The 20,869-nt window shown below is 36.2% G+C and carries 26 protein-coding genes; 14 read left to right on the top strand and 12 right to left on the bottom strand.

Features of this window, described 5'->3' with window-relative positions; genetic code table 11:
* Nucleotides 1–63: 63 nt before the first annotated feature.
* A complete protein-coding gene (locus tag ACP8HH_RS10330) occupies nt 64–312 on the bottom strand; it encodes a hypothetical protein (RefSeq protein ID WP_438310961.1) in 249 nt (82 codons plus the stop codon).
* Between the two features lie 104 nt (nt 313–416).
* Between ACP8HH_RS10330 and ACP8HH_RS10325 the strand changes: the two genes are divergently transcribed.
* The 3 genes from ACP8HH_RS10325 to ACP8HH_RS10315 are packed head-to-tail and all read left to right on the top strand — an operon-like array spanning nt 417 to nt 2,463.
* Nucleotides 417–1,190, top strand: coding sequence for a metal ABC transporter ATP-binding protein (locus ACP8HH_RS10325; protein ID WP_438319117.1), 774 nt, complete (start codon nt 417–419; stop codon nt 1,188–1,190).
* Nucleotides 1,187–2,050: a metal ABC transporter permease gene (locus ACP8HH_RS10320; protein ID WP_438310959.1), complete on the top strand. Its 864-nt coding sequence runs from the start codon at nt 1,187–1,189 to the stop codon at nt 2,048–2,050. Before ACP8HH_RS10325 ends, ACP8HH_RS10320 begins: the two co-directional genes overlap by 4 nt.
* Nucleotides 2,047–2,463 (top strand): Fur family transcriptional regulator, encoded by a 417-nt coding sequence (locus tag ACP8HH_RS10315; protein WP_438310957.1) that lies wholly within the window; start codon nt 2,047–2,049, stop codon nt 2,461–2,463. The genes ACP8HH_RS10320 and ACP8HH_RS10315 overlap by 4 nt, the downstream gene beginning before the upstream one ends.
* Nucleotides 2,464–2,494: 31 nt before the next feature.
* Here ACP8HH_RS10315 and ACP8HH_RS10310 read toward each other — a convergent pair whose 3' ends face one another.
* The 4 genes from ACP8HH_RS10310 to ACP8HH_RS10295 all read right to left on the bottom strand — a co-directional run bounded on the left by ACP8HH_RS10310 (nt 2,495) and on the right by ACP8HH_RS10295 (nt 5,183).
* Nucleotides 2,495–3,082 (bottom strand): 5' nucleotidase, NT5C type, encoded by a 588-nt coding sequence (locus tag ACP8HH_RS10310; protein WP_438310955.1) that lies wholly within the window; start codon nt 3,080–3,082, stop codon nt 2,495–2,497.
* The gene (ispG, locus tag ACP8HH_RS10305) at nt 3,079–4,203 is read right to left on the bottom strand and encodes a flavodoxin-dependent (E)-4-hydroxy-3-methylbut-2-enyl-diphosphate synthase (protein WP_438310953.1); all 1,125 of its coding nucleotides are present in this window, start codon (nt 4,201–4,203) and stop codon (nt 3,079–3,081) included. Before ispG ends, ACP8HH_RS10310 begins: the two co-directional genes overlap by 4 nt.
* Before the next feature lie 84 nt (nt 4,204–4,287).
* Nucleotides 4,288–4,635, bottom strand: coding sequence for a hypothetical protein (locus ACP8HH_RS10300; RefSeq protein ID WP_438310950.1), 348 nt, complete (start codon nt 4,633–4,635; stop codon nt 4,288–4,290).
* Between the two features lie 44 nt (nt 4,636–4,679).
* Nucleotides 4,680–5,183, bottom strand: a complete 504-nt coding sequence (locus ACP8HH_RS10295) for a DUF1189 family protein (RefSeq protein WP_438310948.1) — start codon at nt 5,181–5,183, stop codon at nt 4,680–4,682.
* Between the two features lie 199 nt (nt 5,184–5,382).
* Here ACP8HH_RS10295 and ACP8HH_RS10290 point away from each other — a divergent pair, with 199 nt between their 5' ends.
* From ACP8HH_RS10290 to ACP8HH_RS10275, 4 genes are all read left to right on the top strand, one after another.
* Nucleotides 5,383–7,014 carry a Na/Pi cotransporter family protein gene (locus ACP8HH_RS10290; protein ID WP_438310946.1) on the top strand — a complete coding sequence of 544 codons (1,632 nt, stop codon included), beginning with the start codon at nt 5,383–5,385 and terminating at the stop codon, nt 7,012–7,014.
* Between the two features lie 25 nt (nt 7,015–7,039).
* Nucleotides 7,040–7,522, top strand: coding sequence for a DUF456 domain-containing protein (locus ACP8HH_RS10285; protein ID WP_438310944.1), 483 nt, complete (start codon nt 7,040–7,042; stop codon nt 7,520–7,522).
* A gap of 118 nt (nt 7,523–7,640) precedes the next feature.
* Entirely contained in the window at nt 7,641–8,243 is a 603-nt protein-coding gene (locus ACP8HH_RS10280; RefSeq protein ID WP_438310942.1) for a superoxide dismutase, read from the top strand.
* Between the two features lie 104 nt (nt 8,244–8,347).
* A complete protein-coding gene (locus ACP8HH_RS10275) occupies nt 8,348–10,522 on the top strand; it encodes a peptidoglycan D,D-transpeptidase FtsI family protein (protein WP_438310940.1) in 2,175 nt (724 codons plus the stop codon).
* Nucleotides 10,523–10,692: 170 nt separating this feature from the next.
* On the opposite strand, the gene ACP8HH_RS10270 is transcribed toward ACP8HH_RS10275, so the two are convergent.
* Nucleotides 10,693–11,169: a hypothetical protein gene (locus ACP8HH_RS10270; protein ID WP_438310937.1), complete on the bottom strand. Its 477-nt coding sequence runs from the start codon at nt 11,167–11,169 to the stop codon at nt 10,693–10,695.
* Nucleotides 11,166–11,525 carry a hypothetical protein gene (locus ACP8HH_RS10265; protein WP_438310934.1) on the bottom strand — a complete coding sequence of 120 codons (360 nt, stop codon included), beginning with the start codon at nt 11,523–11,525 and terminating at the stop codon, nt 11,166–11,168. Before ACP8HH_RS10265 ends, ACP8HH_RS10270 begins: the two co-directional genes overlap by 4 nt.
* A gap of 168 nt (nt 11,526–11,693) precedes the next feature.
* Here ACP8HH_RS10265 and rpmG point away from each other — a divergent pair, with 168 nt between their 5' ends.
* The 5 genes from rpmG (at nt 11,694) to ACP8HH_RS10240 (ending at nt 15,901) form a co-directional block, all read left to right on the top strand.
* Nucleotides 11,694–11,843: a 50S ribosomal protein L33 gene (rpmG, locus tag ACP8HH_RS10260; RefSeq protein WP_438310931.1), complete on the top strand. Its 150-nt coding sequence runs from the start codon at nt 11,694–11,696 to the stop codon at nt 11,841–11,843.
* Nucleotides 11,844–11,902: 59 nt separating this feature from the next.
* The gene (locus ACP8HH_RS10255; RefSeq protein ID WP_438310929.1) at nt 11,903–12,481 is read left to right on the top strand and encodes a 5-formyltetrahydrofolate cyclo-ligase; all 579 of its coding nucleotides are present in this window, start codon (nt 11,903–11,905) and stop codon (nt 12,479–12,481) included.
* A complete protein-coding gene (locus tag ACP8HH_RS10250; RefSeq protein ID WP_438310927.1) occupies nt 12,478–12,669 on the top strand; it encodes a YqgQ family protein in 192 nt (63 codons plus the stop codon). The genes ACP8HH_RS10255 and ACP8HH_RS10250 overlap by 4 nt, the downstream gene beginning before the upstream one ends.
* Nucleotides 12,670–12,814: 145 nt before the next feature.
* Nucleotides 12,815–14,713, top strand: coding sequence for an LTA synthase family protein (locus tag ACP8HH_RS10245; RefSeq protein WP_438310925.1), 1,899 nt, complete (start codon nt 12,815–12,817; stop codon nt 14,711–14,713).
* A gap of 81 nt (nt 14,714–14,794) precedes the next feature.
* Nucleotides 14,795–15,901, top strand: a complete 1,107-nt coding sequence (locus tag ACP8HH_RS10240) for a hypothetical protein (protein WP_438310924.1) — start codon at nt 14,795–14,797, stop codon at nt 15,899–15,901.
* Nucleotides 15,902–15,943: 42 nt separating this feature from the next.
* On the opposite strand, the gene ACP8HH_RS10235 is transcribed toward ACP8HH_RS10240, so the two are convergent.
* Nucleotides 15,944–16,123, bottom strand: a complete 180-nt coding sequence (locus ACP8HH_RS10235) for a DUF2759 domain-containing protein (RefSeq protein WP_438310921.1) — start codon at nt 16,121–16,123, stop codon at nt 15,944–15,946.
* A gap of 160 nt (nt 16,124–16,283) precedes the next feature.
* On the opposite strand from ACP8HH_RS10235, the gene ACP8HH_RS10230 reads away from it, so the two are divergent.
* The gene (locus ACP8HH_RS10230) at nt 16,284–16,922 is read left to right on the top strand and encodes an MBL fold metallo-hydrolase (RefSeq protein WP_438310919.1); all 639 of its coding nucleotides are present in this window, start codon (nt 16,284–16,286) and stop codon (nt 16,920–16,922) included.
* 101 nt (nt 16,923–17,023) lie between these two features.
* Here ACP8HH_RS10230 and ACP8HH_RS10225 read toward each other — a convergent pair whose 3' ends face one another.
* A complete protein-coding gene (locus ACP8HH_RS10225) occupies nt 17,024–17,266 on the bottom strand; it encodes a DUF2626 family protein (RefSeq protein ID WP_438310917.1) in 243 nt (80 codons plus the stop codon).
* A 352-nt stretch (nt 17,267–17,618) separates the two neighbouring features.
* Between ACP8HH_RS10225 and ACP8HH_RS10220 the strand changes: the two genes are divergently transcribed.
* The gene (locus tag ACP8HH_RS10220; protein ID WP_438310915.1) at nt 17,619–18,392 is read left to right on the top strand and encodes an ATPase, T2SS/T4P/T4SS family; all 774 of its coding nucleotides are present in this window, start codon (nt 17,619–17,621) and stop codon (nt 18,390–18,392) included.
* On the opposite strand, the gene ACP8HH_RS10215 is transcribed toward ACP8HH_RS10220, so the two are convergent.
* The 3 genes from ACP8HH_RS10215 to ACP8HH_RS10205 form a co-directional block, all read right to left on the bottom strand.
* Nucleotides 18,363–19,814, bottom strand: a complete 1,452-nt coding sequence (locus ACP8HH_RS10215; protein WP_438310913.1) for a recombinase family protein — start codon at nt 19,812–19,814, stop codon at nt 18,363–18,365. The two genes, ACP8HH_RS10220 and ACP8HH_RS10215, sit on opposite strands and share 30 nt — an antisense overlap.
* A 66-nt stretch (nt 19,815–19,880) precedes the next feature.
* Nucleotides 19,881–20,336, bottom strand: coding sequence for an ImmA/IrrE family metallo-endopeptidase (locus tag ACP8HH_RS10210; protein ID WP_438310911.1), 456 nt, complete (start codon nt 20,334–20,336; stop codon nt 19,881–19,883).
* 84 nt (nt 20,337–20,420) lie between these two features.
* A complete protein-coding gene (locus ACP8HH_RS10205; RefSeq protein WP_438310909.1) occupies nt 20,421–20,867 on the bottom strand; it encodes a DUF4428 domain-containing protein in 447 nt (148 codons plus the stop codon).
* Nucleotides 20,868–20,869: the final 2 nt, after the last annotated feature.

Raw genomic sequence — 20,869 nt, 5'->3', positions numbered from 1 at the left:
TCTATTGAAATAGAATCTGAAAATAAATCCCGTCTGCTTAGGAGTATAAGCAGACGGGATTCTTTATCGTTTTACATCTAAATACATACGAAATAGCTGCTCAGTCTTTTCAAATCCTATAGCACTTTGTACTTTTTCAATAAAGGTTTCAGGTATACCCGTTAAGATCCAATGGAATGAAATTTCATTCACCAATGGACGTAATGCTTGAATTTCTGAAATTTCAAAGTCTATTCCATAGGTGCTTGCAATTTCTTGGACATCACGATCACTTCTTGTTTTTACTTCGTTTAAAAATTGAGCATAATCCATACATTAATCCTTCCTTTCTTAAATGGTTGTTCTTTGGGCAATCATAGTTTATAATTTCAAATATCAATCGGAATGATTCCTAATTGAGCGGAAAGGAAAAAATGATGAAAAACAATACAATTATTGAATTAGAAAATGTGAATTTTAATTATGGACATACAGCTGTCCTGGAAAACATTTCGTTACAAGTTAAAAAGGGTGAGTTTTGGGCTCTTATTGGCCCTAATGGATCGGGAAAATCTACGCTTATCAATATCATTCTTGGTTTACTAAAACCTGAATCAGGTTCGGTTAAATTATTTGGGGTGGACCTGGATTCATTTAAACATAGAGAATTAATTGGGTATGTGTCTCAAAAATCAAATTCATTTAACTCTGGTTTTCCGGCTACTGTTTTAGAAGTTGTGCGCAGTGGCTTAACTAGGAAAAGGGGTTTGTTTAAAAGTTTTTCGAAAAACGAAGAATTTAAGGCTATAGAGGCATTAAAGATTGTTGGAATGGACCATTTTTCTAATAGAAATATTGGTGAATTATCTGGCGGTCAGCAACAAAGGGTATTTATTGCTCGAGCATTAGCAGGTGAACCAGAACTTCTTGTGATGGATGAACCAACCGTGGGCATAGATCAACAAAATGTAAGTTCGTTTTATTCTATGCTTAATGATTTAAACCGTGACCATGGTATTGCGATTTTACTTGTAACACATGAAATCGATTTAGTGACTGATTTGGCAACACATGTGGCTTGTTTAAATCTAACAATTCATTTCCATGGTATTCAGTCTGATTATAAAAGAATGGGCGACGAAAAAATATCGAAATGGTACGGACATCCTGTACGCCGCGTCCATCAGCACGAACTGGGGGCTGAAGAATGATTAGTGCAATACTTTCTTATGAATTTTTACAAAATGCTTTTCTTTCTGGGTTAATTATCGGAGTTATTGCACCATTACTCGGACTATTCATTGTAGTTAGGCGACTTGCTTTAATTGCGGATGCTCTCAGTCACGTTGCACTAGCAGGAATTGCTGGAAGTTTGTATCTAAGTCAGCAAGTCCTTTTCTTCGCAGCACTAAATCCAGTTTATCTTGGTATTGGAGCAGCTGTTGGGGGCTCGTTGCTCATTGAGAAATTAAGAGGAACATATCGTCACTACGAGGAACTTGCTATTCCGGTTATTCTTTCTGCCGGGATTGGTATTGGGGCTATATTTATTTCACTCTCAAAGGGTTTTAGTTCGGATTTAATTGGCTATTTATTTGGTTCAGTTTCCGCAGTGAGCAGACAAGATTTGATGATAGTTGTCATTATTGCAATTGTTGTCATTGCATATATTCGATTTCTTTACAAAGAACTCTTCGTGCTGTCTTTTGATGCTGAATACTCGAAGGTTTCTGGGATAAATTCAAAATATATTCAAATGTTTTTTATGATTATTACTGCTCTTGTTATCGGTGCTTCAATGCGAATTGTAGGAATACTACTTGTTTCATCATTAATGACAATTCCTGTAGCTGCAGCTATTCAACTTGCGAAAAGCTTTAAATCCGCTATGATTTATTCCATTATATTTGGAGAGGCGGCGGTACTTATTGGCCTTACATCGGCATTCTATTTAGATATTGCACCCGGTGGTACGATTGTTGTTACATCGATTATTATTTTATTAATTGTCCTTATTATGAAAAAAGCACAGGGTAGACGCAGTGCACATAAAGAGGAGGAAATTACATGAAATTAGATGAAGCATGGATAATACTTCAGGACAAACAATTTAAACGTACAAAAAATAGAGAAAAGATTCTACAGTTGTTTTCAAAAAATGATCGATATATGACTGCAGCAGATGTTAGAAGTTCTATGGAGATAAAGAACCCAGGAATTAGTTTTGATACAATCTACCGAAACTTAACTACATTTGCAGAACTTGGCATATTGGAAGAAACAGATCTTTCAGGTGAGCGACATTTTCGAATGCAGTGCGACCCCGGAGTTCACCACCATCACTTTATTTGCACTGCATGTGGTAAAACACGTACTATTCCGGATTGCCCGATGGAAATGATTACTATTAACTTACCGGATTATGAAGTCGTAGGGCATAAGTTTGAGATTTATGGGAAATGCCCTTTATGTATAAGTGCATAAAAAAAGACCTGTGATATCCACAGGTCTTTTGCTATTTCTTTATGAGTTCTTCAACTGGAAATAAGTGTTGTATCCACTTGTTTGCTTCCTGCCAATCGTATACGCGGATGACACCGTCGGGAATTGTCATTCGATTGTAAGGTGTATCAAATAATAAAACAGGAATTTGAAGTTCTTCATGTATCTCTACCGCGTTGTCATGCTTGTCCTCGAAAAACGCATCGACACCAAACTTTTTTGCAGCCTCAATCTTTTGGTGACTTCCAGTAAGTTCAATATGATCAAAAGGGATTGCTTCCCGTGTAAACCATTCTTGTGTACCTTGGAAGACATGATTACCACGTGCAGAGATATAAAAGAGTTCAAACTGAGTTATCCAAGATGATAAAACCTCTTGAGCGAATGGCTGTGCAGGAGAAGTTTCATAAATATGAGATTCGGCCAATTTGTACCACTCGTAAAATGTTTTTTCATCAATTGGAAAAGCTTTTGTTAAGTCATATTCCTTTATATCCTCTAATATCAATTCACAACCGAATTGTTTATTAATGTGAGGTAGAAGAGATGTTGGGCAAGTTACTGTGCCGTCTATATCAATGCCGAAACGAAGATTTCTCATTTTGCTTTTTCTGCTTCTATTAGTAGGTTTTCTTGTCTTTTCTTTTCGAAATACTCTTCAGCAAGCTTATCTATTTCAATCTTAAGTTCTTCAACCATTGTTTCTTCAGGAACTTTGCGGACAATTTCGCCCTTCATGAATAGTAAACCTTCACCACGAGCACCTGCGATACCAATATCAGCTTCTCTAGCTTCTCCTGGACCGTTTACCGCACAACCAAGTACAGCAACTTTAATAGGGGCTTTAATTGTTGAAATGTATTCTTCAACTTCATTTGCAATTGAAATTAAATCAATTTCAATGCGTCCACATGTCGGACAAGAAATAAGTGTTGCAGAATCGGAAGATAATGCGAATACTTTTAGAAGTTCTCTAGCAACTTTCACTTCTTGTACTGGGTCTGCACTGAGCGAAACACGCATCGTATTTCCAATACCGGCAGATAATAGGGTACCTAAACCTGCAGCACTTTTAATGGAACCGGCAAATAAGGTTCCTGACTCTGTAATACCAAGATGTAATGGGTAATCAAAGGCAGCCGCTGCTTTCATGTAGGCATCTACTGCAAGATTTACATCGGATGCTTTTAGTGACACGATAATGTCATGAAAATCAAGATCTTCTAATATTTTAATATGGTAAAGAGCACTTTCAACCATACCTTCTGCGGTAGGATAACCATATTTTTCAAGAATTGATTTCTCAAGAGATCCTGCGTTTACACCAATGCGAATTGGAATTCCTTTGGCTTTGGCAGCATTGACAACTTCTCTAACATAGCGATCACGTCCAATATTACCTGGATTTATTCGTATTTTGTCAGCACCTTGTTCAATTGCAATCAAAGCCAATTTATAACTAAAATGAATATCCACAACAAGTGGAATGTTTATTTGTTTTTTTATTTCAGCAATTGAATACGCCGCACGCTCATCTGGACATGCCACACGAACGATTTGACACCCAGCTTCTTCAAGTCGTAGTATTTCTTTTACTGTTTCTTCAACGTCATGTGTTTTAGTAGTAGTCATACTTTGAATAAATAGCTCATCGCTACCACCAATCGTTAAATTACCGACTCTGACGGGACGTGTTTTAGATCTGTGTGTAATAGCACTCATTTATATTCTCTCCTTAAATGGCCTTAGCCGGTTCACTGCTTTCTATTTTATCAATCAGTAGTTCAAAAAGACAAGAGACAACCCTTATTTCTTTGAATCTAAACAATTATTGGCATCAATTCTATAGAGAGGTAATAAGACTTTTTCTCCGCCAACAATATCTTGTAGTTGAAGATGTGGATTCAATTTGTAAAAATCGTTTAATCTATCTACAAAACTTTTTGTCGGATCTGGGTAGAGTGCAAACAATGATTCAATTGTATCTCCAGTAACAGACGCTATAGCAATTGAAAAAGTTTCTGTTTCATCGCATTGAACAGATTGGTGCGCTTGATTTGCAAAAGCAGCAATAGGAATTGTGCCAGACATGAGATCAATGCGAACGAAGTGAATGATAACGAACAATACAACTGCGAGTACTAGTATTCTCATGAAATTCCCCCCTTCAGCACTATATGCGTGAAGGGGAAAGTTATTCATCTAGGCTTTTTAGGATAGTACTGAATTGCCAATGCAATGTAAACTATGTGAATAATTGAGGTGAATAGAAAGCTGTAGTTTGCTAAAATTGGAAAGAAATCAAAAAAAATGGCGAATAAAATTGGAACCGTAATTGCAATTGCTGAGGTTCTCCATATATGAAGAAATTCGCCACGTCTCTTCATTAGTTTTAGTAGCAACGAACCAATATAAGCAAATACACTAATCCGTATAAAAACATAAAATGTGTTAATAACTAGTTGCATCATGAAAGCGATTGGATAGATGAGCCAACCAATTCTTTTACTATATTCCATTAAATCGGGAGACCCTTCAAAAAGAGTAGTATCCCCAACAAAAAATCGCGAGAAGGAAATAATAGTGAAAATAAAAATGAAAATATAAACATATCTAAACACTTTTCCAATGGATAACAATCTAAACGCCGCAAGTTTCTTTGGCTCAAAAAAGCTGGCACTAAATATATTGTGAATTTTCATCGACGCACCTCCTAGCTCTATCAACAGTCTATCATTATTAAAGAAAAACGTATTAAAGAAAATTTCAACAGTTTGATGACTTTTTCTCAATCCAATTGTTAAGGTATTGTAAAGATTGCTTTCTTTCTATTTACATTAGTCGACATGTATCATCATAATAGGATTGAATGAAAAAAGTGTGATTGGAGTTGGCTATAGAATGGATTTAAACTGGCAGGAAATGCTGTTTCAGTTTTTCGGAGGACTTGGTATCTTTTTGTTCTCAATAAAGTATATGGGTGATGGCCTTCAAAAAGCGGCGGGGGACAGACTTCGCGAAATACTAGATCGGTTTACAACGAACCCATTCATGGGTATTTTAGTAGGGATTGTCGTAACAGTCCTTATTCAATCCAGTTCAGGAACTACAGTTATAACAGTCGGGCTTGTGAGTGCAGGATTTATGACACTTCGACAGGCGATAGGCGTAATAATGGGTGCTAATATCGGAACAACGATTACGGCTTTTATTATAGGTCTAGATGTCGGTGCCTATGCGCTACCAATTATGGCTGTTGGAGCATTTCTCATTTTCTTTATTAAAAAGAATTCAATTAAAAATATGGGAGAAGTTATTTTCGGTTTTGGTGGACTTTTTCTTGGACTTGAATTAATGAGTGGTGGAATGGAGCCTCTTAGAGAATTACCGGCATTTACGGATCTTGCAATATCGATGAGTGATAAACCAATATTAGGTGTTATCGTGGGAACCGTCTTTACATTGATTGTACAAAGCTCAAGTGCGACGGTAGGAATATTGCAAGGGTTATACGCAGAAAATCTTGTTGATTTAAAAGCTGCACTTCCTATTCTTTTTGGAGATAACATAGGAACAACGATTACGGCGGTTTTAGCATCAATCGGAGCATCTGTTGCTGCAAGACGTGCTGCAGCAGTACATGTCCTATTTAATATTATGGGAACCGTTTTATTCCTACTCATATTGGTACCTTTCACTGCTTATATCACATCTCTTTCGTCTATATTGGCTTTAGAAAATAAAATGCAAATTGCTTTTGCTCATGGTTCATTTAATATCGCGAATACTATTATTCAGTTTCCGCTTATAGGTCTATGGGCTTTTCTTGTTACAAAACTTATACCAGGTGAAGACGTGACGATTGAATATAAACCAAAACACTTGGATCGACATTTTATCGAGCAATCCCCTTCAATAGCGATTGGACAAGCGAAGGAAGAAATCGTCCGTATGGGTGAGTTTAGTATTCAAGGTTTAAAGGAATCATATGAATACTTGAAAACTGGAAATAAAAAACATGCTGAAACCGGGTACCAAATAGAAGATGCTATTAATAATCTAGATCGCAGAATCACCGATTATTTAATAGAAGTTTCTGCTGTAAGTATTTCAACTGTAGAATCGGTTCGTCATGTAATGCTTATGGAAACCGTTCGCGATATCGAACGAATTGGCGACCATTTTGAAAACATTATTGAACTCATTGATTTTCGAGACTTAAACCGAGTGAAATTAACAGAAAGTGCAATGGATGACCTTGCTGAAATGTTCACTTTAACAATCGAAACAGTTCAAAAAGCAGTTGATTCATTAGATTTAAATGATATGGATTTAGCAAGAACTGTGGCAGAAAAAGAAGATTTGATTGATAAAATGGAGCGTAAATTTAGAAAAAATCACATTCTTCGTCTAAATGATGGTAGTTGTACGGCACAAGGAGGTATGGTTTTTGTTGATATCGTTTCAAACTTAGAACGAGTCGGAGACCATGCAGTAAATATTGCGGAAGCAATCCTAGGTAAACGTGGCTAATAATTGATGATTGGAGGTTTTCCAAATGGAACTAATTGGTATGGTCGTCGCAATATTGTTTTTCATCATTGCATTTGCGGGTCTCGTTTATCCGATTATTCCATCAGCTTTATTTATGATATTGGGATTCCTCTTGTATGGATTATTGGTAACCTTTGATGGAATGACTTGGCTTTTCTGGAGTATCCAGATTTTATTTATAGTATTATTATTTGGTGCTGATATGTTGTCGAGTATACTCGGCGTTCAAAAGTTTGGTGGTTCAAAAGCAGGAATGTGGGGCAGTACGATTGGTTTGCTAATTGGTCCGTTTGTAATTCCAGTTGCTGGTATAATATTAGGACCGTTCTTAGGAGCTGTCCTTGCGGAATTAATAGTTACTCGTAGTGGCTTTAAACAAGCATTAAAAACGGGTGTGGGTTCCCTAATCGGGTTTTTCACTTCGATCATTACAAAAGGGTCAATAATGATTGTAATGATTATCATTTTTTTCATTTTTATTAAATAATGATGGTTATATCTTAAGTTTGGTAGTGCAATAGTCCATTTTGTTTGAACCAATTTCATAAATTTGTTAATGTTGAGTATGTAGCAAATAATTCAATCTCTCAAGGAGGAAAAGACAAATGGCTTATAAATTACCAGAATTACCTTATGCGTATGACGCACTTGAACCACACTTCGACAAAGAGACGATGAATATCCATCACACAAAACACCATAATGCTTATATCACAAATGTAAATAATGCACTTGAAGGAAACGAAGAACTTCAAAGCAAATCTGTTGAAGATTTGATTTCTAATATGGATGCAATTCCTGAAAACATCCGAACTGCAGTTAGAAATAACGGTGGGGGACATGCAAACCACTCACTTTTCTGGGAACTACTTTCACCAGAGGGTGGCGGAAATCCTTCAGGTACACTTGCTGAAGCAATCGATAAAAAGTTTGGTAGCTTTGATGCGTTTAAAGAAGAGTTTGCTAAAGCTGGAGCAACACGTTTTGGTTCAGGTTGGGCATGGCTAGTATTAAATGATGGCGCACTTGAAATTATGTCAACACCAAACCAAGATTCACCGTTAATGGAAGGTAAAACACCACTTCTAGGTCTCGATGTTTGGGAGCATGCATATTACTTAAACTACCAAAACCGTCGTCCGGATTATATTTCAGCATTTTGGAATGTAGTTAACTGGGATGAAGTTGCAAAACGTTACGGAAAATAATTACTTGATAATGAAACAAAGCACACACCTTGTTCGTCAAGGTCTGTGCTTTTTCTTTTTGGAATGTTATAATTCATAAATGAAGAATAGGAAGGAGACGAGTTGTGACTAAACAAGTAAAAAGAGTAGATCAGGCAAAAGTACGTCAACGAAGAAGTACTGCTTTTCGAATGAACTTCCTTTTCTTCGCAATATTTATTCTATTTTCAGTGCTCATTTTTCGTCTTGGCTATTTACAAATTGTAAAAAGTGAAGATTACGTAATGCAACTTGAAAAAAAAGAGGAAATACCGATTAATACAAGTGTACCTCGTGGACGAATATTTGACCGGGATGGACGAATCCTTGTTGATAATGAGCCGAAAAATGCAATTACATATACGAAGTTGACAGGGACTACAACGGCTGAAATGCTGATAACTGCAAAGAAATTATCTGAGTTGATTGAACAAAGTACAAACCGCATAACAACCGGGGATAAAAGGGATTTTTGGATATTAAACAATAGCGAAGAAGCTAGTAAGAAAATAACAGAAGCCGAAAAAAAGAAGATTTTTGATGATCCTGATTTAAAAGATGGTAAAGCCCAAGGTGAAATTAATCGGCTGACCCGTGAACGTATTACAAAAGAAGAGATAAATTCATTTACCGAAGAGGATTTGGAAGTTCTTGCAATCTATCGCGAAATGATGTCAGGATATGCATTCTCTCCACAAATAATAAAAAGTGGAGATGTCACAGACAGAGAATTTGCGGTCGTATCAGAACACTTGAGTGATCCAGAACTTGTTGGTGTTAACACAACAACCGACTGGGAAAGAGTTCGCAAATCACTTAGTACAATACTTGGAACTACTACGAGCCCAACTGAAGGGATTCCTAAATCGGATGTAGATTATTATTTATGGAGAGACTACTCAAGGAATGACCGTGTGGGTAGAAGCTTTGTAGAACAGTATTATGAAGATTTATTGAAAGGGCAAAAGACAATTGTAAAAAATATTAAAGATAGAACGGGCCGTGTTGTAGAAACAAAAACTGTTAAAGAAGGCGAGCCGGGAAAAGATCTGATTTTAACAATTGATAGTGAGCTAGAATTTGCTCTTGAGGGAATAGTTTCCAAGAAGTTATTAGAATTAAAAAATGGACCTAATTCCCAAGCATTGGATAAAGCCTTCCTTGTTATGATGAATCCGAATAATGGAGAAATACTTTCGTTAATTGGAAAACAAGTCGTCACAAATAAGGATACCGGTGAAAAAGAAATACGAGATTATGCTTTCGGTACCTTCACAGCCGCGTATGAAGCAGGTTCAACAGTTAAGATGGCGACGTTACTTACGGGTTATCAAGAAGGTGCAGCAACAATTGGTGAAACAAAGATTGATGAAATGCTTGAAATGGCAGGTACGGCCAATAAAAGTTCTTTGTTTAACCAATCATTTAACCGTATTCCGATAAATGATATTGTAGCAATCGGAAGATCATCAAACGTTTATATGTTTAAGACGGCGATTGCGATTGGAAATGGTTCTTATCGAAGAGGTGGAAGATTATCTATAGATAAAGATCATGCATTTGAAGTTATGAGTAACTCGTTTAAATCATTTGGTCTAGGAGCAAAAACCGGTATTGATCTGCCTGGTGAAGCCGTAGGTTACACTACGGAACCTGAATATCCGGGACTGATTTTGGATTATGCTATAGGGCAATATGCAACTTATACAACTTTGCAACTTGCCCAGTTTGTTTCAACAATCGCGAATGATGGTTACCGTATTGCCCCAAAGGTGTTAAAAGAAATTCGTGAACCGTCTATAAATGGACAACATTTCGGACCGCTGATACAAGAAAGTAAAATTAATATTTTAAACCGAATTAATAATACAAATGAGGAAATTAAACAGATTCAACGTGGAATGAATTATACGTATCATGGACAATACGGAACTGCAAGAAGTTGGTTTAATGATAAACCGTATGATGCCGCTGGAAAAACAGGGACAGCTCAATCTGAAGTTACGATAGATGGTGTCTATTATAAAACGATTAATTTATCGCATGTAGGTTATGCGCCTTATGAAAATCCAGAGATTGCTTATGCTGTTTTAATTCCGAATGTGTCCACAAATAGGAGTAAATACGAATCTCACCAAAATGATATTGCTGAAGAAGCTGTTGATAAGTATTTCGAGTTAAAGGCAAAGAAAGCTAGTGAGATTCAATATTCAACTGTTGTTGAAGAAATAAAACCGCCTTTTGAAAGTGCTGATAAATAGTAGAATGGATAGATGCTGCACTCTACATCAAGTTGAGTGTGGCGCTTATTTTTGTTATTATGGGATCGGGATTTCTCTTGGTGTGCAGCTTGTCTCTTCTGCGCTAGAGTTGTTCAATGTATATGTAAAAAAACCGACTCTGCTATTTTAATAACAGCTAGTCGGTTTTGTTATTTTGTTATTATGTTTACAATGGTCTTAATGTCCATTGAAGAATCTAGCTCGTATTCGCCGATTTGAATTTTACCAGCTAGATCCTCTGTTATGAGATATGTTTCAAAGTCCATATGATCTTTTATAATGCCTTGTCGTAGCAATGCATAACCGACAGAAGTTGAATCAGTACCTGGTTGAATCGTAAATAAAGTTTTAACAATTGTTTCTGTTTGGGGATTTTTTCCCACAACTTTATTTTCTTCTTCGGTCTTTTCTGCTTCACTTTTATTGGCCACGGAAGTTGCTGTTTGTAGTTTGGATAATTCGCTTTGTGTAGTACTTAATTTTGTTTGTAACTCTTTAATTTGAAGTTGAAGTTCTTGTTGGAAGGTATCGTTTTTTATGGGTTCATTATCTGTGTTGCTGAAGAAGAGGAACGTTCCGGTTAGAATACAAGCGACCCCCATTGTACGCAAAATATCGCGGATCATCCAATCGCCCCTTTCGATTGCAGAACGGATTTTACTTGTTCTGTTGTTAACGATGCTCGATCGGCAATCTCGTCGATTGAATAGCCTTGTGTTTTCAATGATAGAATTTGATTCACTATAATTTCGTGTACCGGTTTCTCTTGGATTTTATTTCTTGAATTAGAGGATATGGGATTAATGCTAATCATCAATTCTTCTTCAACAGCTTTAAGTCGTTTTTTTAATCCGTTTGTTTCTTGATGCAAACTTATTGAAACCTTTTCCAATTCATCTGCATGTTTGCCTGAATTGTTAAGGAAAAATGAAGCGAACACCGCAATAAGTCCAATTACTATGAGTATTATTGAAAAGTCCATTTTACCACTCCTAAAATTGCTACATGTAATTCATTTTAGCATAGGAAAAATATAAAGGGTATTTCATTCTTTTTATTGGATATTTATCATTGATGTGTTATAATTAAATAGTCGTATAAATCATGCTCATAAATAACTTTATATACTTAATGAGTGGGAGGGACAATAATGCGCACAAATATTATACTTGCTTGCACAGATTGCGGAGAGCGCAATTATATTTCGAAGAAAAACAAGCGTAACAATCCAGAACGTCTAGAAATGAAAAAATACTGCTCACGTGAAAAGAAACAAACTTTGCACCGTGAAACGAAATAATCGCTCATGCCAAAACCATTGCCGGTTTTGGTTTTTTATTTCTGACAGGGGGTATAGACATGAATAAGAAGTTAATGAGGAACAATATGCTAGCTGTTTTGAATAAGATGGGAAAGACTGAGCATGAGCAACTCTCATGCAAAATCTCGGAACGTGTTATTTCCTCTCAGGAATTTAAGAATGCTGATACAATTGGTATCACAATATCTAGATTTCCTGAAGTGAACACAACAACTATAATTGAGGCCGCTTGGGCCCAAAAAAAGACAGTTGTTGTTCCAAAATGTATACCTACAACAAGGAATATGGATTTTCGTAGTATTAAGTCGTTTAATGAATTAGAGATTGTGTATGTTGAATTATTGGAACCTATTATTACTAAAACAAAATTAGTTGCTAAAGAAAATATTGATTTGCAAATAGTCCCAGGTGTAGTTTATACAACAAGTGGTTATCGAATTGGGTTTGGTGGCGGTTATTATGATCGTTACATTAAAAACTTTGAAGGCATAACTGTTTCGCTTGCTTTTGAATGTCAAATCACAAATAGAATTCCCTTGGAAAATCACGATATCCCTGTTACTCGAATTTTCACAGAAAATAAACGAATTTTTTGCCCTAAGGTTGAAAACTCATGAATAATCTATATAGTGTTATTTTATTATTAAAAAGGTTTGGCATATATGTTTACGCTGGAAATCGAAAAGATGATATAATGTTAATGCAAATGGAAGTGAAAGACCTTTATGACAGTGGTTTATTGTTACAAGAGGATTATTTAAAGGCTGTACTTATTTTACGACAAGAAGTATCTAAGTATACGTAAATAGACATATTTTTTATAGACTTTTGACCTATTACGACATTAAAATGAAACTTTTCGTCAGTTCATCCGTCTATTGTTTATGTGACCACACAATTTATGCAGAACTAGAAATCACTTTAAAGCTTTTTTGAAAGGAAGAGAAGGAATGAAGAAATTTAGTTGGTCAAGACATTCCGTGCTCATCATTGCAATTGTTGCAACATGGATTACGACTTATATAGGCTACCACACAAGTTTTAATATGAAGATTGATAATAAGATGCAGGAATTTATTTTGTTCATGAATCCACTTAGCTTCTTATTGTTTATATATGGCCTTGCGCTATTCATGAAAAGCACGAAGAAACGAAATATGTATCTTCTAACAGTAAGTATGATTACTTCTATTGTAATGTTTAGTAATGCTGTGTTTTATCGATTTTTTAATGATTTCATTACGTTGCCTGTGTTATTTCAAACGAACAACTTTGGAGATTTATCATCATCGGTTACCGGAAATATGCATCTAACGGATGTCCTTTTCTTTTCAGATGTCTTGATTATCTTGTTGGCAATTCGTTTTATTCCTAAAGTGGAACATGCTGAAAACACGGGTAAGATGACGAGAAAACTTTACTTTGTAATGACGGCAGTTGTTATGATGCTAAACTTAAGTTTGGCTGAAGCACAAAGACCACAACTTCTCACAAGAAGTTTTGATAGAGAGTTGTTAGTTAAAAATATTGGCGCTTACAATTACCACTTGTATGATATTGTCTTACAAACAAAATCACATGCACAAAGGGTTCTTGCCGATGGTAGTGAACTTGTAGAAGTAAGCAACCATATCAACGCAAATTATGCAGAGCCTGATCCAGAGAAGTTCGGTATAGCGAAAGGCCGGAACATTATTGCAGTATCGTTAGAATCTGTTCAATCTTTTGTTATTAATGAGGAAATGAATGGTCAAGTAATTACACCATTTTTGAATGAACTATCAAAGGATCCGGACACATTTTATTTCTCAGATTTTTACCATCAAACAGGTCTTGGAAAGACGTCTGATTCTGAATTTATAGTTGAAAACTCTTTATATGGTGTAAATGGTGGTGCCGTTTTCTTCACACATAGCGGTAACACATATGATTCATTATCTGAACGACTTGGAGACAATGGCTATTTCACAAATGTGTTACATGCGAATGGACGAAGTTTTTGGAACCGTGACATTATGTATGATGCATTGAATATAGAAAAGTTTTATGATGTTGAAAGTTTTGAAGTAAGTGATGAAAACTCAGTTAACTGGGGTATGAAAGACATCCCGTTTGTTGAGCAGTCTGTTGCTCATATGGCAGATATGCAGCAGCCATTTTACTCTCGTCTCATTACATTAACTAATCACTTTCCTTTTGACTTAAACGAGGAAGATAAGCTGATTGAAGCTTTCGATTCAAACTCAACTACATTAAACCAATATTTTCAAACAGTTCGATATACGGATGAAGCTATAAAAGTTCTGTTCGAAGAGTTGAAGGAAAAAGGACTTTACGATAATTCAATTATAGTTATGTACGGCGATCATTATGGTATTTCTGAAAACCATGATAAAGCAATGGGTAAGTATTTAGATAAAGAAATTACCCCTTATGATAATGCTAAGCTACAAAGGGTACCTTTATACATTCATATTCCAGGTTATGGTAAAGGTGAAACAATCGATGAGGTATCTGGTCAAATCGATCTTCGTCCTACAATTCTTCATCTCATGGGGCTTGAAACGAAAGGTGATTTACAATTTGGTACAGATATTTTTTCGCCAGAACATGAGCCATTCGTAATCTTTCGTGATGGCCGATTTGTAACCGATAAAAATGTCTTTGTAAAAGATGTTTGTTACGATACGGAAACTGGTGAAGAAGTTGATAGAGCGGGTTGTGATCCTTTTGTGGAAAGAGCTTCAACGGAACTTGGTTATTCGGATATGACGATTATCGGTGACTTACTTAGGTTCAAAGATGAAGGCATAAGTAAACCTGAGTTAAAAGAATTTGAGGAAAAGTAATACAAAAGACTGCACGGGATGTAAACCTGTGCAGCATTTTTTTACTTTTTTATTGAAAGTGAGTAGAAAGGAGAGTACGCGGTGAGGAAAAAGTTGTTCGCATTGTTTATTATGACTTTAATAGTAGCGGGCTGTTCGCAAAAAAACGCTAGCATTGAGAAGATTCCAGAAAAAGTAGCACCCTTAGAAGAAGATAGTAGTACGAAGGAAGAAGCATTTGAGCATACTTTAACAGCTGATCAAGCAAAATTTCATTTTATTGCAGATTGGCTAACAGATACTACTGTATTATTCGTTGAAAAGGATCAAAACCTTTACTATTTAAAAATATTTGATTTTGAAACTGGTAATATCGCAATATTATATGAAGATACTTCCATTATTGCAGATGTGAAAATACATCCTTCCAAAGAACTTATTTTATTACATACGAGCAACAATCCTGCATCCGCTACAATTAAAATCCTTGGTTTAGACGGAGTACTTCAAGATGAAATAATTGTTGAATCCTCAGAGTTATCTATTGAGTGGAATGACCTAGATCCATCGCTCATCCTTCTAACAGCATTTCATCAAGATTGGACATATGATGTTTTCCTCTATAATGGTAAAAGTAAAGCAGATGGTTTTGGCTTGATAGATATTGGAAATCCATTTCCTAAATGGGCTGGTAAAGGCAGCATCTTAACAAGTTCTATTGATGAACATCCACTAGTTGGAGGGGACCTTAATATCTATGACATCGCTACTGAGAAATGGAAGTTAGCTGAATTAGGCAACGTCGTTTATTTTGATACATATATGGAGTCGATGCTTGTTGTGCGTATTGACGATGATGAAACCGCGCATTACTCTATCATAAATTTAGACGGCACAGTAACAGCAGATTGGAAAATGCCTGCTGTTAGCAATTACTCAGAATGGGTTTTGCCAGAAATAAATTGGATTTCTGCAAATACTGTCATTTTAGCATCACATGAATTTGGAGGCCAATTAGATGAGCTTGGTGAATCATATCGCCTCACTCGAGTTACAGGTGGACACCAGGAGTCTTTAGCGGATAATGTTCTAGCAACCTTACTTCGATGCTCAGCGAATGGGGAGAGGTGTTTAACGGGCTACTCTGCAGAAAGGCTAATCAACACCATTAGTGGAAAAGAAACGATTTGGCTTAATTTAAAAGAATAAAAAACCCTTTGCGATTGAATTCGCAAAGGGTTTTTTATATTCTTAATGTAGAGTTGGTGGATAACCTTGGAAAACAATTGTTGCTAGAGTAAAGCCTCCGAAAACAAGGAAAGCAATAAGGTTAAACGCTATACTCAAAGCGTTGCGTTCTTTAAATGCCTGAACTGTACCAACTAAAGCTAAAATGCCGATAAGTCCAAAAATAACCATTAATAAGTTCATTGAGATGACACTCCTTTCAACACGGAAAAAATGAATGCCGTAAAAGCAATATTCCTCTTCTATTGTAATGTTTAATAATGATTTTGTCGAGTATAATAAGTGACGATTGTTTGAATTCATTATAAGAATTACGTATTATAACGATGAGGAGGTTTTATTAATGTTGAAAGTAAGTACATATCCACTTGGTCCAATTCAAACGAATTGTTATATAATTCAAGATGAAACGAATCATTGCTTAATTATTGACCCAGGTGACGAGGGACATCGAATTATTAATAAAATTAAAAAAAATGAACTTACACCGGTTGCAATACTTCTAACACATGCCCATTTTGATCATATAGGAGCAGTTGATGTTGTTCGTGATAAGTTTAATATTCCTGTTTACATTCATGAAGAAGAAGATGAATGGCTTTCAAATCCAGCACTCAATGGTTCAATCAAATATCCTGGATTCCCAATTATTAATGGCCGAAAAGCTGATGTTTTATTGAAAGGGAAAGAAGTCTTAGAATTAGGTCCTTTCAAAATTGAAACGCGTTATACACCTGGACATTCTCCGGGCAGTCTGTCGTATATATTTAATGAATCACGCTTTGCGATTGTTGGAGATACGTTATTTCAAAATGGTGTAGGTCGAACAGATTTGATAGGTGGGAGCACTACAGTTCTTCTGAAATCAATCCATGACGAACTATTATCTTTAGATGATGATTTTATTATTTATCCCGGTCATGGCAATTCAACAACACCAGAGCAAGAAAAAGATTCAAATCCTTATTTAAATGGTTTTTAATAAATAAGCGCGGAGAAAACTGGACATCCTTATTATTATTATGTGAATAAAATAGAATAAAAAAACAGCCTTTTTATAAAGGCTGTTTTTTGGTGTTGGAATTAATGTCCGCCACCTGGTACGTGTATAAATGTTGAATAGTAACTAAATCCGACCATAAACACAACCAGATATGATGCAAACATGTACATATACATACGCTCTGTTAGGTTTAGGAAGCCAAGTAGTAGGAAAAATACTGTGCTCACTGCAAAAAGCAATGTAGCAGTCATCATGTCACCAACAAAAAACATAACAGCGAAAATACCTGTCCACCAACCCATAAGTTTAAACATGTTATCCATGGATGCGCGTCCCTCCTTAAAAAAGTAATACAATAAGCTCATATTCATTATAAAGGATACCACTTGCAAAAGTAAACTTCAATCGTTGAGTGATTGTGACAATGCAGTGTAGATGATACTTTAAATATATTAAATAAATCCGGAAACTAGATTGTTGTTGTCAACATTTATTTAACTTGGGAAATTTGCCTTTAGCTATCATACACAATTCGACTTTGGCAAGTATCATTCCTTTTTCAATAAGTACATTGTATACTTTTTTTAGATGGATAACGGTCATCCATCTAAAAAAAACTTCTTGAAAATAAATGGGCAGGTGAAAAAATCTGTCTTAAGAAAAAGAGGGTGTTAAATGTTAAGTCAAGAAAACTTGATAGAGAGTAAGTGTATGAAGTTGCTAGAAGAGGCCGCTATTTATGAAGCGACTGATATCCATTTCGTACCGACAAATGACGGCTACGATGTTTCGTTCAAAAGAGATTCAAAACTTGATAAATCCGGTAAATTCCCCCCACAATTAGCGGATCGCATGATTTCATTTTATAAGTTTTTATCCTCGTTAGATATAAGCGATAAGCGCAAACCCCAAAGTGGTTCCTTTCACAAACAGATACTAGGCGAGAACTTTTCGTTTAGAGTATCAACAATCCCTGCAATTAAATTAAAAGAAAGTGTTGTTATTCGCTTACAAAAGCACGACAGAATCGTTTCGATAGACCGCTTATGCATTGAAAAATCTTGGGCCGATAAGTTACGGCAAGTTGCTACTGTGAGACAAGGACTTGTTTTCATCACGGGTCCTACTGGCTCTGGTAAGACAACCACACTATATTCTTTGACAGCCCATTGTGTAAATCAGCTAGATAGACAAGTCATAACACTTGAGGATCCCGTTGAAAATAACCATTCACACCTACTTCAAATACAGGTGAATGAGCGTTCCGGATTGACATATTCAACGGGGCTCAAAGCGATTTTAAGACATTCTCCAGATGTTATTATGATTGGTGAAATTCGCGATAGTGAAACGGCAAAAATTGCAGTAAGTGCAGCCTTGACAGGGCACCTTGTGTTGTTAGTAGATGACGTACTACGCTTAATTAAACACGACTCCACTAATTTCTAAGGATTCCGGGACTCTCTTAGTAAACACTTTATCAACCTGTAATTCTTTAACTGCAAGTGTTACGATGTACTTTTTTTCTAACGTCGTTAACACGTGCCAGTTTCCTTTTATTTCTTTAAGGTATTTAGGTAATTCACTTCTTTTAGGATTCGATTCTAAAGTTTTCGCTATTTTCTTTTGGAGGCCAGATTCTTTCAATCTCTCCTCATCCATACGATTTTTGAATTCGTCATCGGAAATAATTTCGCCAACCCAAGCGAATTGCCATTTTTCCATGCGTTTTTTCACATCTTGCAATTCTTTTTTAAAAGAAATTGATTTATCCTGATTCGTCTTTTTCAATTTGGCTGCAGCGGTCGTAGTTTTTATGCCTTCACTTAGATCCCAATTTTCAACTAACTTTAAAAATTGAATCTCGAAGTACGATTGTGAAATGGTTTTCTGAGTACACTCACCCCTAATCGCAGCGGCACAATAGTACTTGTATGATACATATGATTTGGTGCCACCTCTGCGGTCTGTTGTTGTGCTGCGTGTACCATTCAGTTTCGATCCGCATCTTTTACATTTCGCGACACCCGAAAAGATATAAGGGCTAGTGGCACGTCTTGGATGACTGGATGTTCTTGATTGTATGATTCCTTGTACTCTATGGTATATATGCTCATCAACGAGCGGGAGAACGACACCTTCAACTTCAAAGTAGTTTTCTGTGTCTATGCGATAGTTATAGCGCATTGTGCCGATATAGATAGGGTTAGAAAGCGCATATGCTACTGTCGGACCTGTGAATAATGCGCCGGCTTTGGAACGATACCCTTTTTTGTTTAGTATTCCAGCCAATTTATTTTGACCATTTTCACCTGTTGCGTATAATTCGAATATTTCACGCACAATTAATGCTTCCAATTCATTAATTTCCAAGTAATCACCTACGATATCAAAACCTAGCGGAGCAGTAGATAACGCCCATTTACCTTGCCGGGCTTTTTCCTCCATACCGAAGCTTACGCGCTCGCCTAGGTTCTCTCGTTCCCATTGAGCCATAGAAGCTACCAAAGTGATGAAGAGTCTACCTGTGGCTGTTGTAGTGTCATAGGATTCCGTCGCAGATTTAAATTTTACATCGAATTTTTCAAATGTTTCAAGAAGCGAGTGTAAATCGACAACAGATCTTGTTAGTCTGTCCAATCTATAAATTAATACGCAATCAAACAATTTATTTTTTATTCCGTCTAACATGCGTTGCAACTCAGGACGCTTCATGTCTTTTGCGCTTATTCCTTCATCGACATAATATTGTACAATATCCCAATCCTGCGACGTGGCGAATGCCTGTAGTCGTGTTTTTTGTGCTTTTATCGAATATCCTTCCTTGGCTTGTTCCGTCGTAGATACTCGGATGTAGACAGCTACTTTCATTTACCCTCCTCATTTCTGTTTTTTGTTAGTGTAGTTTGTCGATCATTAATCACCCCTTTCAGTGAATTAAGAAAGCATCGCATATGAATATTTTTGCGTGAACTTCTCCAACCTTATTTCCGCAAATTCGTAAGTCACGTTAAATCTCTTCTGGATTTCCCAAATTGCTTTTTTGCGATTACGCGGCAACTTTAATGCTTGTAGCATAAACGTTGGAACACAGAACTGATACATAAAACTATCAGCCTGCCATTCTTGCAGTCTTATAAAGAGAGTATGCATATTCAATTGGTTGCCACTGTGTCGCAAGTAATGGCAAACTTCATGCCCGAATTCCATCCATTCCTCGCTGGTTGTACCTCTAACTAGAATGATCTCATTATCGAATCTAAATGCATTATCTTTATATACAACCTCCACGCCTAACTCTTTAGCTATCAGCACCATATCTAAATCTACTGGATTCGTAATGCCGATGGATTTATATAAGTTGTAAATATAGTCCTCTAAATGTGTGTACAAGCAATAAACCTCCTGACGGGAATGTATGTTCTTTTTTTAGTAAAAAGAATAGGCGCACAGGAAAGCACACCTTCTAAAAGTAATTTATTTTTGTCTTTTGGTTGCAAATATATTACCACAATTGTTGCATCTCCATTGGTCGTCACCTTTTTTACCGGCGAAACCAGCAAGGGTTCCTATACCCCCGGTTAATACGGCACCACCAGCTGCTTTTCCGATAGAGAAGGCTTTTTTGTTATTTTGCATGAATTGAAGATCAATCGATTTGCAAGAAGGGCATTTTAACTTAGGATTTCTTATCTCATCTAATTCTTCTAAAGTGGGCGGTGAGTATTTCTTTATTTTATGGCCACTCTTAATGATTGATTCTCTTATTTCGTCAGCGGTAACGGTTTTCAACTTCAACATCTGCTTTGTAGTAAGACTGCCAGCTTTTTTAAAACAATCCATACATACAACTTCATCGTTTGCGATTTTACGGCGGGTCAAAAGATTTGTTCCAGCTTCACAGATGGCGCACAAAATAGACATTG

It is taken from the genome of Sporosarcina sp. FA9, assembly GCF_051550205.1.
GTDB lineage: Bacteria > Bacillota > Bacilli > Bacillales_A > Planococcaceae > Sporosarcina.
This window is presented reverse-complemented; position numbering and strand designations above follow the sequence as displayed.

What these genes read in the sequence shown, in the direction of transcription:
- ACP8HH_RS10300 (WP_438310950.1), bottom strand. Translation starts at nt 4,635, where the DNA reads ATGAGAATACTAGTACTCGCAGTTGTATTGTTCGTTATCATTCACTTC.
- ACP8HH_RS10215 (WP_438310913.1), bottom strand. Translation starts at nt 19,814, where the DNA reads ATGAAAGTAGCTGTCTACATCCGAGTATCTACGACGGAACAAGCCAAG.
- ACP8HH_RS10325 (WP_438319117.1), top strand. Translation starts at nt 417, where the DNA reads ATGAAAAACAATACAATTATTGAATTAGAAAATGTGAATTTTAATTAT.
- ACP8HH_RS10230 (WP_438310919.1), top strand. Translation starts at nt 16,284, where the DNA reads ATGTTGAAAGTAAGTACATATCCACTTGGTCCAATTCAAACGAATTGT.
- rpmG (WP_438310931.1), top strand. Translation starts at nt 11,694, where the DNA reads ATGCGCACAAATATTATACTTGCTTGCACAGATTGCGGAGAGCGCAAT.
- ACP8HH_RS10285 (WP_438310944.1), top strand. Translation starts at nt 7,040, where the DNA reads ATGGAACTAATTGGTATGGTCGTCGCAATATTGTTTTTCATCATTGCA.
- ACP8HH_RS10235 (WP_438310921.1), bottom strand. Translation starts at nt 16,123, where the DNA reads ATGAACTTATTAATGGTTATTTTTGGACTTATCGGCATTTTAGCTTTA.
- ispG (WP_438310953.1), bottom strand. Translation starts at nt 4,203, where the DNA reads ATGAGTGCTATTACACACAGATCTAAAACACGTCCCGTCAGAGTCGGT.
- ACP8HH_RS10220 (WP_438310915.1), top strand. Translation starts at nt 17,619, where the DNA reads ATGTTAAGTCAAGAAAACTTGATAGAGAGTAAGTGTATGAAGTTGCTA.
- ACP8HH_RS10205 (WP_438310909.1), bottom strand. Translation starts at nt 20,867, where the DNA reads ATGTCTATTTTGTGCGCCATCTGTGAAGCTGGAACAAATCTTTTGACC.
- ACP8HH_RS10315 (WP_438310957.1), top strand. Translation starts at nt 2,047, where the DNA reads ATGAAATTAGATGAAGCATGGATAATACTTCAGGACAAACAATTTAAA.
- ACP8HH_RS10320 (WP_438310959.1), top strand. Translation starts at nt 1,187, where the DNA reads ATGATTAGTGCAATACTTTCTTATGAATTTTTACAAAATGCTTTTCTT.
- ACP8HH_RS10280 (WP_438310942.1), top strand. Translation starts at nt 7,641, where the DNA reads ATGGCTTATAAATTACCAGAATTACCTTATGCGTATGACGCACTTGAA.
- ACP8HH_RS10245 (WP_438310925.1), top strand. Translation starts at nt 12,815, where the DNA reads ATGAAGAAATTTAGTTGGTCAAGACATTCCGTGCTCATCATTGCAATT.
- ACP8HH_RS10290 (WP_438310946.1), top strand. Translation starts at nt 5,383, where the DNA reads ATGGATTTAAACTGGCAGGAAATGCTGTTTCAGTTTTTCGGAGGACTT.
- ACP8HH_RS10225 (WP_438310917.1), bottom strand. Translation starts at nt 17,266, where the DNA reads ATGGATAACATGTTTAAACTTATGGGTTGGTGGACAGGTATTTTCGCT.
- ACP8HH_RS10250 (WP_438310927.1), top strand. Translation starts at nt 12,478, where the DNA reads ATGAATAATCTATATAGTGTTATTTTATTATTAAAAAGGTTTGGCATA.
- ACP8HH_RS10270 (WP_438310937.1), bottom strand. Translation starts at nt 11,169, where the DNA reads ATGATCCGCGATATTTTGCGTACAATGGGGGTCGCTTGTATTCTAACC.
- ACP8HH_RS10310 (WP_438310955.1), bottom strand. Translation starts at nt 3,082, where the DNA reads ATGAGAAATCTTCGTTTCGGCATTGATATAGACGGCACAGTAACTTGC.
- ACP8HH_RS10265 (WP_438310934.1), bottom strand. Translation starts at nt 11,525, where the DNA reads ATGGACTTTTCAATAATACTCATAGTAATTGGACTTATTGCGGTGTTC.
- ACP8HH_RS10330 (WP_438310961.1), bottom strand. Translation starts at nt 312, where the DNA reads ATGGATTATGCTCAATTTTTAAACGAAGTAAAAACAAGAAGTGATCGT.
- ACP8HH_RS10255 (WP_438310929.1), top strand. Translation starts at nt 11,903, where the DNA reads ATGAATAAGAAGTTAATGAGGAACAATATGCTAGCTGTTTTGAATAAG.
- ACP8HH_RS10295 (WP_438310948.1), bottom strand. Translation starts at nt 5,183, where the DNA reads ATGAAAATTCACAATATATTTAGTGCCAGCTTTTTTGAGCCAAAGAAA.